Genomic DNA, 12,415 nt, shown 5'->3' with positions numbered 1-12,415 from the left:
GCTCGCGCTGCTTGTCACGCGGCGGAGATGACCACCCGGGGCTTGGGCTGACGAGAGAGACGAGAGAGCAGCATGGCAGAGGGCGTCAGGAAAGCGGGCGGTCGGCCCGAGACCGTACTCATCGTGCTGTTGCTGGTAACCAGCGGAATCGGGTTGTCCGGTCGATGGTGGCCGGGTGCCGTGTTCGCGTTGCTGGTGGCGGTCCTTCTGCTGATCCGAGTCGCTGTACGTCGTCGCAGCGGCTGACCGCTGATCTGCTCCGCATCCGGGCCGCCCAGGGTATCCAGCCGTGGGCGGCCCCGGGTGCGTCGTGCAGGAGTGGACGGGTGTGCCGCTGGCCGTCCGGGTGGTGGCGGGGCCGTCGCATCATGTACGGCGTGATCCATTTCAAGCGTAAGCAGCGCAAGAAGAAGCGTGACTGGTGCGACGCCGACTGCGACGTCTGCGACTGTGACGGCCTGCCCTGCTGTGACTTCGGCCTGTTCTCGTTCCTGCTGACCCTCGGTGCGACCACCGCCCGGGTCAGCCGCGCGCCGGTGGTGGACCGGGCGGGCCGGGCGGCGATCCTCGGTTACCGACGGTGGTTGTCGCACCGCTGGCCGGGGCAGTGCCGCTACACCCCGACGTGCAGCGCGTACGGGCTGGCCGCCGTCGAACGGCACGGCCTGGCCGTCGGCGGCCGGATGGCGGCGGACCGGCTGCGCCGGTGCCGGCCGGGCGTTCCCCGGGGCACCCACGACCCGGTCCGCTGACCGTCAGGCGGGGTCTAGGCGACGACGTCCCGGTAGACCTCGACGTCGTAGATGAGCCGGACGGGCTCGCCGTTGGTGGTGCCGACGAAGACGGGTTCCGCGGCGGGGGTGCGCCCCCGCCGCCACACCTCGGCGCGGGCGGCGTCCCGGGATTCGCGGTGGACCTTCCCGGCCCGGTGCAGTTCCACCACCCGGCGCGCGGTGTACCGGTCGCTGTCCAGTTGTATGCGCATCAGCGGCACGGTCGCCACCGCCCTTCCGCGGGTACCCACCGTCCACCGGGGACGCGGTCGGCGGACCTTAATCTAACATCGTTAAATTAACTGTGCACGGTACTAGGCTGCTGCGGGTGGACGCGACCGAGTTCAGTGGCCGACCGGACGGCCGACCCGCCCCCATCTGGCTGCGGACCGAGCCGGCCCGCAACCGCCGGACCACCCCGCTGACCCGGGAACGGATCGTGACGGCGGCCGTCGACCTGCTCGACCGCACCGGCGTCGACGGGCTGACCATGCGCCGGCTGGCCGAACGCCTCGCGGTCACCCCCACCGCCCTGTACTGGCACGTCACGACCAGGGACGACGTCCTCGACCTGGCCGTCGACCACATCTTCGGCGAGGTGCCGCTGCCGGCCGCCGGCCCCGACTGGCGTGCCGACGTGCGCACGCTGACCTGCGGCTGGCGGGCGGCCATGCTCCGCCATCCCTGGGCACCCGGCCTGATCGGCCGGCCCATGCTCGGCCCGCACGTCCTCGCCCGGACGGAGTTCCTGCAGGCGGCGCTGGTCCGCGCCGGGCTCACCGGCCGGCACCTCGCCGTGGTCACCCGACTGGTGGCCAACTACGTGATCGGCGCGGCGCTCACCGAGGCCACCTGGCGGCAGACCGACGACCCCGGGGCCCGCGCCGAAGCCCGCCGGCACCTCGTGGCCAACGCCGCCGCCTACCCCACCCTCACCGCCTCCGGCCACCTCGACGACGGCCGGTGGAGCGACGACGACCTCTTCGTCCGGGGCCTCGACGCGATCCTCGCCACCGCCCCGGGGAGCTGACCGCCGCCGGTATTCGGCTCGCGCGCCGACCGGGCGGCTCGCTACCGTCCGGCCATGGTCCGCACCGTCCGCCTCGTCCTGGTCGACGCCACCGGCCGGATGCTCGGCGCGCTACCCGACTTCGACGTGCCGGTGCCCTGGTGGCAGGACGCGGCGGCGGTCGTCGCGGGCGCCCGCGCCGCGTACGACGTCGAGGTGACCGTGCTGCGGCTGCTGACCGGGCGGCGCGGCCGGCCACCCGGGGGCCACGTCAGCTACCTGGCCGAGGCGGCCGGCCCGGTGCGCGTACCGCTGCTGCCGGCGGAGGCGGTGCAGCCGGCGGCGCATCCGCTGCGCGCGCCCTACGCGCAGCCGGGCGGACCGGCGGCGAGCCTGGCCTGGGCCGCCGCGCAGCTCGACCGGCTGGGTCGGCCGGCGAACGTGTCGGCCCAGGAGCGCACCTGGAACCTGTCGGCGGTCTGGCGGCTCGACGGGCCGCACGGCACCGCCTGGCTCAAACAGGTGCCGGTGTTCTTCCGGCACGAGGCGGCGGTGCTGCGGCTGCTCGCCGACGACCCGGCCACCCCGAGGCTGCTCGCCGCCGACGACGAGGGGCGGATGCTGCTCGACCACGTGCCGGGGGAGGACCGCTACGGGGCCGACCCCGCCGAACGCGCCACCATCGCCGCCCGGCACCACGCCCTCCAGATCCGCACGCTGCCCGCCGCCGACCGGCTCGTCGCCGCCGGAGTGCCGGACCTGCGCGGCCCCGCCCTGACCCGGTGGCTGCGCGCGACGCTCGCCCCACATCCCGCCGCCGACCCGCTCATCGCCGGGCTGGAGGCGCGGCTCGACGAGGTGACCCGGTGCGGGCTGCCCGACACCCTCGTGCACGGCGACCTGCACCCCGGCAACGTCCGCGCCGACGGGCGGCGACACACCATCATCGACTGGGGTGACGCGTTCGTCGGCCACCCGGCCTTCGACATCCTCCGGCTGACCGAGCAGCTACCCGCCGGGTCGGCCGCCGCCCTCGTCGCCGACTGGTGCGCACGCTGGCGGGCCGACGTGCCGGGCTGCCGGCCGGAACGGGCGGTGGCGCTGCTGCGGCCGGTGGCGTGGCTGCGCATGGCGGCGGTGTACGCGATGTTCCTCGCCGGCATCGAGCCCAGCGAGCGGGTCTATCACGACCGGGACGTGCCGGAGAACCTGGCGCGGGCGAGCGCCGAAACCGGCTGACCGCCGCCGGAGGTGAAGAATGCCGACCGGAGGTCCCGTCCGGGAGGAATTCGCCGGTAGGGTGCCGGGGACCGCCACAGCCAGCAAAGGTGCCGCATGCTCTCCCGCGCCACGTCCGACATCGAATCGCCCGCGCTGATCCTGGAGCGCACCACCGCGCTGGTCGACTACCTGATGGCCGTCCGCGCCCAGCTGGAGAAGCCGGCCCGGACGGTGCCCACAGCGGACGTGTTCTGGCAGCACGACCTGCCCGAGCACCCCGACTGCCAGGTGGGCGTCTCGGCCGACGGGGTGAGCTGGCTCCAGGTCGGCCTGCCGGCGGCACCCCGGCGACTGAAGACCCCCGTCGAGTTCGTCGCGCACCTCGCCGACACCCCGCCCTACCCGGCCGAGCCGAGGCTGACCGGCGACGAGGAGACCATCGCGCGGCTGCGACCCCGCTTCGAGCAGTGGCGGGAGCAGGACTGGCGGCCCTGGGCCGAGCAGGCCGCCCGCACCGACCGGGTACGCCAGCTGCACCGCGCCCTGTTCGACCTGATGCACCGGGTCGACATGACCGCCGCCAGCCACGAACTCGTCTGGGGCCACGGCGTCATCCGCGTCGAGGTCGCCGGCCACCAGGTGCGGTACCCGCTGGTGGTGACCCCGGTCGCCGTCGAGTACGACCCGGACCGGTCGGTCGTACGGGTGGTGCCGCAGGGGCCGGCCCGGTTGCAGACCGATCCGCTGACCGGCCTCGACGAACGGTACCTGCGGCAACTGCTGGCCCTGGCCGGATCCGGCGGGCAGCTCGACCTCGACGTCTGGGCGGAGTTCGACAGGCGGGAGTTCTTCGAACGCGCGCTGCGCCGCCTCGGCCACGACCCGGTGCTGCGCGACGCCGACGCCCCCGCCCCCACCGGCCCGTACGTGCACGACACCGGGGTGCTGTTCGTCCGGCCCCGGCAGCGGATGCTGCGCCGCTTCCTGGAGGAGCTGCGGGCCCGGCTGCTGGCCGGCGACACCACCGGCATCGGCGCGCTCGCCGCCGTCCTCGCCCACGAGCCGAGCCGGCTGGAGATGCCGCAGGACCAGCCGCAGCGGTGGCAGCCGCTGGGGGAGCGGCTGCTCATGCCGCTGCCCACCAACGAGGCGCAGGAGTCCATCGCCCGCCGGCTCGCCCAGCACCGCAACGTCGCCGTGCAGGGGCCACCCGGCACCGGCAAGACGCACACCATCCGCAACCTCATCTGCCACCTGATGGCGCACGGCAAGCGGGTGCTGGTCGTCGCGCAGAAGGAGGACCCGCTGCGGGTGCTGCGCGACGGCCTGCCGCCGGAGATCCAGCCGCTCTGCCTGGCCGTGCTCGGTCGTTCCGCCGACCAGCTCGTGCAGCTCCAGCTCGCCGCCCGGGAACTCTCCGACCGGGGCGCCACCCTGGACCGTCGCGCCGAACAGCAGCGGGTCGACCGGCTGCGCCGGCAACTGGAGGAGGCCGAGCGGGACCTCGGGCTCGCCCTGGCCGGCCTGCGGGCGCTCGCCGAACACGAGTCCGCCCGGTACGAGATCGACGGCATCCGGCTGTCCCCCGGCGACGTCGGCGTGTGGCTGCGCGAACGGGCCGACCGCTACGGCGACATCCCCGACCCGCTCGCGGCCGACCTGGACGCCCCGCTGACCGGGGAGGAGTTCAGCGACCTGCTCGACATCGCCAGGCGTACCCGGCGGGCCGACCGGGCGCAGGCGTTGCGGGAGCTGCCGACGGCGGCCGACCTGCCGACCGCCGAGGCGATCCGGGACGACCGCCGGGAGCTGGCCGCGACCCGGCACGAACTGGACCGGCTCGCCGACGCCGGGGTGCTGATCGCCGAGGTACGCGCCGTCGGGCAGCCCGCCCTGGAGGAGCTCGGCGGGCAGCTCCGCGAGGCGCTGACCCTGCTCACCGAGCGGGAGGGCGCGTGGACCGACCGGCTCGGCGCGCTGTTGCAGGCCGACGCGAACTGGCGGATCCGGTGGGAGGACCACGTCGCCGCCAGCCAGCAGGCGCTCGCCGACCTGGCCGCCGCCGCCCGGGTCATCGCCGGGCACGAGGTCGCCGTCGCCGAGATCCACCTGACCGAACCGCGCCGGCTGCTGGCGCTGCTCGACGAGCTGCGGCAACGCTTCGCCGCCGGCAAGGGCGTCAACAAGCTCTTCCAGGGCACCCTGGCCCGGATCGCCACCGACTGCCGGATCGACGGCGAGGTGCTGCGCAGCGCCGACGACGTCGACATCGTCGTCGCGTACGTCACCCGGCGTCGGCTGCGGCAGGCGCTGGCCACCCGGTGGGCGGAGTGGCGCGCGCCGCTCGGCCTGCCCGCCGAGGTCGGCGACGATCCGGAATACTGGACGGGGCAGCTGCTCACCGCCGCCGCCACCGCGCTGGACTGGGACCGGCGGCGCTGGCCGACGCTGCTGCGCACCGTCCGCCGGGTGCTGCCGCGCGCCGAACACACCGTCGACGTACGCCGGCTGACCGCGCTGATCGCGTTGCTCGGCCGGGCCACGGCGGTGTTCGTCCACGACGAGCTGGTGGCCGAGGAGCACCGGCTCGACGCGCTGCTCCAACGCGGCATGTCCGGGGTGGAGGCCAGCGACCTGTGGCGGCTGCTCGACCACGCCTACCAGGGCGACCTCGACGGCTGGGACGCCCTGCTCGACGAGGTGCGCCGGCTCGCCGCCCTGCGCCCCGAGGCGCAACGTTTCGCCCAGCTCACCGCGCGGCTGCGGCCCGTCGCCCCGGACTGGACCGCCCAGTTCGAGGACGGCACCGCCGCCGCCCTGCACGGCACCGGCGCGGACTGCCTCGACCGGTGGCGGTGGCGGCGCGCGCAGACCTGGTTCGACCAGGTCGTCGGCAGCGTCGACCCGGTCGCCCTGGGCCGGCGCGTCGACCGCACCCGGGAACGCATCCGCCAGCTCACCCGGGAACTCGTGGTCGCGTCCGCCTGGTTGGAGGTGTCGCTGGCGCTGGACGACCGGCGGCGGGCCGCCCTCGCCGACTGGACCACCGCCCTGCGCAAGATCGGCAAGGGGACGGGGAAGAACGCCGCCCAGTGGCAGGGCCACGCCCAGAAGGCGATGACCGCCGCCGTGGACGCCGTGCCCGTGTGGGTGATGTCCGTCGACCGGGCCATCGAACAGTTCGCCGGCGGGGCGCGCTTCGACGTGGTCATCGTCGACGAGGCGTCGCAGGCCGACCTGTTCGCCCTGCCCGTCCTCACCCTCGCCGAACGGGCCGTCGTGGTCGGCGACGACCAGCAGATCGGCCCGCAGCTCTCCTTCGTCGGCAGCGTCACCGGCCTGATCAACTCACACCTGGTCGACGTGCCGTCGGCCGAGCACTTCGACCCGGAGAGCAGCCTCTACGACCACGCCGTCCGCCGCTCGCCCGAGCGCATCCTGCTCACCGAGCACTTCCGGTCCGTACCGGCGATCATCGGGTTCTCCAGCGACACCTACTACGGCGGCGAGATCGAACCGCTGCGCACCGACCGGCCCGCCGGCATCGGCGACCCGGTCGTCACCGTGCACGTGCCCGAAGGCGTCCGCCAGGACCTGTCCGGCTACGGCAACGTCAACGTCGCCGAGGCCGAAGCGCTCGTCGCCCGGGTCGCCGCGATCGTCGCCGACCCGGCGTACGCGGGCCGCAGCGTCGGCGTGGTCAGCCTGCTCAGCACCAGCGGGCAGGCCCTCTACCTGCTGGCCCGGCTGCGCGAGGAGATCGGCGAGGAGGAGATGGAACGCCGCCGGCTGCGCGTCGGCGACTCCTACACCTTCCAGGGCGACGAGCGCGACGTGGTGCTGGTGTCGACGGTGGTCTCCCCGCACCACGGACCGGTCGCCCCGTTCACCAAACGCGACCACCACCGTCGGGTCAACGTCGCCGCCTCCCGGGCCCGCGACCAGCTCTGGGTGTTCCACTCCGTGCAACCCGACGACCTGCGCCCCGACGACGCCCGGGGCCTGCTGCTGCGTTACTGCCAGAACGTCACCACCGCCGAGGAGGCGTACGACGACCTGGAGCGGCGCTGCGACAGCGACTTCGAACGCGAGGTGCTGCGACGCATGCTGCGCCGGGGGCTGCGGCCACTGCCGCAGTTCCGGGTCGGCTCGTACCGGATCGACTTCGTGCTGCCCGCGCCGGACGGGCGGCGGCTCGCCATCGAGTGCGACGGGGACGCCTACCACGGGCCGGAGCAGTGGGAGAGCGACATGCGCCGGCAGGCGGTGCTGGAACGGGTCGGCAACTGCGTGTTCGTGCGGATCCGGGGCAGCGTGTTCAGCCGGGACCCGGAGGCGGCGCTGGCACCGCTGTGGCAGCGCGTCGAGGAGTTGGGCATCGAGGGCCATCGGAAGGTCGAGGAGCACCCGTCCTGAACGGTCGCTGCTGGCTGCTGATACCGCTCTCAGCCCGTGCCCTGAGCTTGATGGGTAACCCGACACGCGAGTTGCGCTAACGGTGAGTGACTGCCTCAAGTTATAGCATCGACGCTATGGCCTGGGGTAGAGAACTGCGCTTCTACCTGGAGCACCGCGCGGTACGCGTGACGTACTGGATAGCTTCCGAGCGGAGGACCATCCTGTTGACGGTGTTCCGCAAGACGCGGATGCGGGAGGACCGGGAGATCCAGCGGGCTCGCCGGGCGCTTGAGCGGTGCATGGCGGAGCGGCACACCGTGAACGAGGGGGCAGAACGATGAGTGATCGCGTCGACTGGAACGACCTGCGTGACCGCCGGCTGGCCGAACCCGGAGCAGCCGAGGCGTACGAGGCGACCCGAATCGCCTACGAGCTGGGCCAGGAGGTTCGGCATCTGCGTGAGCGAAGTGGCTGGAGCCAGAGTCAGTTGGCGCGAGCTGCCGGGATGACGCAGTCCGCCGTAGCGCGGTTCGAGGCTGGCGGGACGATACCCACTCTGCCCGTCCTGGAGCGGCTGGCCGGCGCCCTCGACATGCGGCTCGATGTCAGGTTCACGCCGAACGCCGACGCGGCCTGAGAGCCGACCCTCCTCGCATCGGAGCACGTTGAGTCGCGACCGATCCGGGGAAGGCGCGCCAACGATTTCCTGACAATCCGGCCGTACGTTTCCCGTCATGACATCGAAGCCAACCCCCGGTCTGCGTCGTCGCGTCGGTGTCGCGGGAGCGGTCACCGCGCTCGTGACGACGACTCTGACCGGGCTCGCTCAGCAGCCCGCCACCGCCACGCCCGGAACGGTCGCCACCCACGCCGTGGCCGTCACCGACGCCGAGCGGCAGGCGGTGCTGGCGTACTGGACGCCGCAGCGGATCGCGGCTCTGAAGACCCCGTCGGCGCAGGTGCCGCCCGTGGCGAAGCCCGACGGCGCACCCTGGACCCGGACGGACGCCGTGTCGCGTACCGTCGGCCGGCTCTTCTTCACCGACCACGGGGAGGACAGCAGTTGCACGGCGACCGTGCTGGACAGCGCCAACCGCAGCACCGTGGTGACCGCCGCGCACTGCGTGAACAACACCGATCTCATCGGTGAGGACAACCAGTGGTCGGCCAACGTGCTGTTCATCCCCGGCTACCGGGATGGCCGGGCACCGTACGGCAGGTTCGTCGCCCGGCTGTCGGTGGTCTCCCCGACGTGGCTGCTCAACGACCAGATCGAGAGCCTCTACGACTCGTACGACCAGGCGTTCGTGGTGCTCCACCCGAACAGCGACGGCCGCCGGGTGCAGGACGCCGTCGGCGCTGCCCAGCGGATCGGCTACGACGTGCCGGGCGCGCGGGTGGTGCACCAGTTCGGCTACCCCCGGGCCAGCTCCGACGAGGCCCGCGAAGGGCTGCCCGAGTACACCGGTGAACGCCTCGCCTACTGCGCCGGCCGGGCGGTCGAGCAACAGTCCACCGAGGACTGGCCGGAGCCGCCCGGCCAGTGGGGAACCGAGTGCGTGATGGGCGGCGGCTCCAGCGGCGGCCCACGCTTCGCGCACTTCGACCGGTACACGGGGCTCGGCACCGTCGTCGGCGACAACTCCCACGGCTACATCCCGGGGAAGCGTTACCTGGTGGGGCCGCAGTTCAGCACGGCGATCACCCGCCCACTCTTCGAGCGGGCAAAACACAGCTGATCCGGGCTGGCACCGGGCAGCCCACCTCGTCACGGGCGTGGGCGTCCGGTGCCGCCGGCGGGTCCCCTCCGCCGCGAGGCAGACGATCCATGGTTCCTCGACACAAGCGGACAATCTGTCATCGCCCCTCAGGCGGCGATGGTGCGGGCCGCCGCGTACAGGTCACCAGGCAGCGGGGTCGCCAGCTCCCAGACGATCCGCATCGGCCGTTCCCCGCTGTGCTGCCGGTAGGTCATCGGGCCGGCGTACAGGTAGGCCGGTGCGCCGAGGTCCCGGTCCGGTACCCGGGTCTCCCGCACGAACAGGTGCACCGTCGAGCCCAGCGCCGCGTGGTGGATGTACCGCTGCCCGGTAGGGGACGACTCCGAGGTGGTGCTCTGCGACTCCCACTGGAACAGCCGCTCGGTGATCGCCCGGTCGGCGTACATGGTGGTGGGCGAGTAGTGCTGCTCCGACTTGACCAGGGTGACGAAGAACAGGTCGGCCTGCTCGGCTTCCAGCCACTTCACGCCTTCCCGCAGCGACCCGGGATTCGGCATCCCGAACGCCGCGCACGCCTCGTTGCGGCTGTAGCGGGCGTGCACCCGCAGCGTGCCGACCGGGGCGGTGACCCGGTGGATGCGGTCCCGCAGCACCTCGGCGACCTGGCGCAACTCCGTGCAGCGGGCCGGCGTTGCCCAGAGCCGGTTCAGCCGCTCGTCCCGGGAGGTCAGCGGCACGTTGGGTCCCCACAGGTCGAAGTGCAGCATGTCCCACAGCCGCCCGACCGGCGGCGGGTCACCGGCGGCGACCCGGGCCAGCAGGTCGAGCCGGTCGACGTCGTCGAGATGCAGCATCCGCCCGATCGCCCGGCCCAACTCCCGGTCTGCCGGGCCGGGGGCCGAGGTGTCCAGGCCGGCGAGCCGCCGCAGCCCGGTCCACCCGCCCACAGAGGCCGACCGGTAGACGTCCTCCACCTCCAGGCCCGTCTCCCGCAGGAATTCGGCGAGGCTGACGTCACCGAGCTGCCGCAGCTCGGCAACCAGACCCTTCTTGGACGTGGGCAGCGCGGTGCGCAGATTGGCGAGCACGATCTCCTTGGCGACCCGGTCGAGCTGCACGTGGCAGCCGCTGGGTAGCGACGGAAAGTCCTGCTCGACGGCGGCGCTGATGGCCCGGCGGCTGACCCCGGTCAGCGCCCGCCACCGCAGGTCGAAACGGAAGTTGGCGTGCTGCCCACCGATGAAGTCGAGCACGGTCAGGCACGGCTTGTCGTCGTCGAGGCGCAGCCCACGGCCCAACTGCTGGAGGAAGATGGTGGCGCTCTCGGTGGGCCGCAGCATCAGGATCGTGTCGACCATCGGCAGGTCGACACCCTCGTTGAACAGGTCGACCGTGAACAGCACCCGCAGCTTCCCGGCCTTGAACTCCCGCAGCAGCCGGTCGCGCTCCGCCCGGTCCGCCCGCGACGTGACCGCCGCCGACGGTACGCCGTGCCGGGTGAACCAGTCGGCCATGAACTCGGCGTGCCCGATACCCACGCAGAACCCGAGCGCCCGCATCCGGCCGGTGTCCACGGTGTCCCGCACGGCCCGGAGGATGATCCGCGCCCGCGCGTCGTCACCGGTGTAGACGCCGTCGAGATCCGCCAGGTCGTACCCCTGGCCGCGCCGCCAGCGCAGGTGCGACAGATCCGTGTCGTCGTGTACCCCGAAATACTGGAATGGCGCGAGCAGTTGCCGCTCCAGCGCCTCCCACAGGTGCAGCTCGACGGCGGCGCGGCCGTCGAACCACCGCCGCACGTCGCCGCCGTCGGCCCGGTCGGGCGTCGCGGTGAGCCCCAGCAGTACGCGCGGTGCCAGCCGCTCCAACAACCGGGCGTACGTCGGTGCTTCCGCGTGATGGAACTCGTCGACGATCACCATGTCGTACGCCTGCGGGTCGATCTCCCGCCGGTGCAGCGACTGGATGGAGGCGAAGACATGCGTCCAGTGCGTTGGCACCTGGCCGCCCACCAGCGTTTCGCCGAAGCTGCCGTCCCCCATGACCTGCCGGAACGTCGACAGGCTCTGCCGCAGGATCTGCTCCTGGTGGGCGACGAAGAGCAGCGAGTCGACGGTCTTGTTTCTGTGTAGCCGCCGGTAGTCCAGCGCGGCGACGACCGTCTTGCCGGTGCCGGTCGCCATCACCACCAGGTTGCGGTGCCGGCCGTGCACCTGCCGCTCGGCGTCCAGGTCCGCCAGGATCTCCGCCTGGTACGGGTACGGCCGCACGTCCAGGTTGGCGATCTGCGTCGGCGAGTCCTCGCGCCGTTCCCCGCGCAGCGCGCTGCGCAGTCGCTCGGCGTCCCGCGCAGCGTCGTAGCTTTCGAACGCCGGGTCGTTCCAGTAGTCCTCGAAGGTGGCGGTGAACGTGTCGATGACGTGCGGCTGCTCGACGTTCGAGATCCGGACGTTCCACTCCACCCCGTCGACCAACGCGGCCTTCGACAGGTTGCTCGACCCGACGTACGCGGTGGTCAGCCCGTGGTGGCGGCGGAACAGCCACGCCTTGGCGTGCAGTCGGGTGGTCCTGGTCTCGTAGGAGACCTTGATGTCGGCCCCGAGTTCGGCGAGCCGGTCGAGGGCGCGTTGGTCGGTCGCGCCCAGGTAGGTGGTGGTGATGACGCGTAGCTTGCCGCCGCGCCCGATCAGCTCACGGAGGGCGGGTTCGACGATGCGCAGGCCGTGCCACTTGATGAACGCGCAGAGCAGGTCGACGCGCTGCGCCGAAGCCATCTCGTGGCTGACCTCGTGGCCGATGCGGGGCTGGTGCTTGCCGTTGACCAGCAGCGCACCGGTGGAGAGCGGGGTGGTGGGGCGCTGCGGGAAGGTCGGCTGCGCCGGGGGCGTGGGTGGGGCGGCGATGGCGTGCAGGAGGTTTCTGGCGTCGGCGATCTGGTCGTGCTGGTCGGTCGCGGCGGGGCTGAGGGTGGCGATGGCCTCGGCGATCCGGTTGGTCAACTCGACCTGGTGGCGGAGCTTGTCCTCGCCGTTGGGGACAGCTTGCAGGGCACGGCCGATCAGGGCGGCGAGGTGACGGGTGAGGGGCTGGTGGGAGTCGGCGGGGTCCAGGGGGTGGTGCTGGACGTGAGCCGGGTCGAGGTGGCGGAGTTGAGCGGCGAGTTGATGGGTGATCAGATGCTCGTAGCTGCCCATCTCAAGCCCATCCATGATGGTGGAGGTTACAGTAGCGCGCCCATACTCAATGCGCGGTCATGCCAGGTTGAGTGCGTTGTTGAGAGACTTTTCGGAAGT

The 12,415-nt window shown here is 72.6% G+C and carries 9 protein-coding genes; 7 read left to right on the top strand and 2 right to left on the bottom strand.

What is annotated here, in order from left to right:
- The first annotated feature begins 368 nt into the window (after positions 1-368).
- A complete protein-coding gene (gene yidD, locus ACN265_RS25850) occupies positions 369-752 on the top strand; it encodes a membrane protein insertion efficiency factor YidD (RefSeq protein ID WP_357931494.1) in 384 nt (127 codons plus the stop codon).
- Positions 753-766: 14 nt separating this feature from the next.
- Here yidD and ACN265_RS25845 read toward each other — a convergent pair whose 3' ends face one another.
- Positions 767-985 carry a hypothetical protein gene (locus ACN265_RS25845; protein ID WP_232378507.1) on the bottom strand — a complete coding sequence of 73 codons (219 nt, stop codon included), beginning with the start codon at positions 983-985 and terminating at the stop codon, positions 767-769.
- A gap of 116 nt (positions 986-1,101) precedes the next feature.
- Between ACN265_RS25845 and ACN265_RS25840 the strand changes: the two genes are divergently transcribed.
- The 6 genes from ACN265_RS25840 (at position 1,102) to ACN265_RS25815 (ending at position 9,140) form a co-directional block, all read left to right on the top strand.
- Positions 1,102-1,803, top strand: coding sequence for a TetR/AcrR family transcriptional regulator C-terminal domain-containing protein (locus ACN265_RS25840; RefSeq protein WP_307826337.1), 702 nt, complete (start codon positions 1,102-1,104; stop codon positions 1,801-1,803).
- A 54-nt stretch (positions 1,804-1,857) separates the two neighbouring features.
- The gene (locus ACN265_RS25835; RefSeq protein WP_421410135.1) at positions 1,858-3,021 is read left to right on the top strand and encodes a phosphotransferase family protein; all 1,164 of its coding nucleotides are present in this window, start codon (positions 1,858-1,860) and stop codon (positions 3,019-3,021) included.
- Positions 3,022-3,117: 96 nt separating this feature from the next.
- Complete coding sequence (locus tag ACN265_RS25830) at positions 3,118-7,419, top strand: AAA domain-containing protein (protein WP_421410132.1); 4,302 nt, start codon at positions 3,118-3,120, stop codon at positions 7,417-7,419.
- A gap of 116 nt (positions 7,420-7,535) precedes the next feature.
- Positions 7,536-7,742, top strand: coding sequence for a hypothetical protein (locus tag ACN265_RS25825; protein ID WP_421410129.1), 207 nt, complete (start codon positions 7,536-7,538; stop codon positions 7,740-7,742).
- Complete coding sequence (locus tag ACN265_RS25820; protein WP_091251473.1) at positions 7,739-8,038, top strand: helix-turn-helix domain-containing protein; 300 nt, start codon at positions 7,739-7,741, stop codon at positions 8,036-8,038. The genes ACN265_RS25825 and ACN265_RS25820 overlap by 4 nt, the downstream gene beginning before the upstream one ends.
- 97 nt (positions 8,039-8,135) lie before the next feature.
- Positions 8,136-9,140 carry a trypsin-like serine peptidase gene (locus ACN265_RS25815; RefSeq protein WP_421410126.1) on the top strand — a complete coding sequence of 335 codons (1,005 nt, stop codon included), beginning with the start codon at positions 8,136-8,138 and terminating at the stop codon, positions 9,138-9,140.
- A gap of 128 nt (positions 9,141-9,268) precedes the next feature.
- Here the strand turns inward: ACN265_RS25815 and ACN265_RS25810 are convergent, their stop codons facing one another.
- A complete protein-coding gene (locus ACN265_RS25810; protein WP_421410125.1) occupies positions 9,269-12,331 on the bottom strand; it encodes a DUF3427 domain-containing protein in 3,063 nt (1,020 codons plus the stop codon).
- Between the last annotated feature and the right edge of the window lie 84 nt (positions 12,332-12,415).

Source organism: Micromonospora sp. WMMD730, assembly GCF_049178955.1.
Taxonomy (GTDB): domain Bacteria; phylum Actinomycetota; class Actinomycetes; order Mycobacteriales; family Micromonosporaceae; genus Micromonospora; species Micromonospora wenchangensis.
This window is presented reverse-complemented; position numbering and strand designations above follow the sequence as displayed.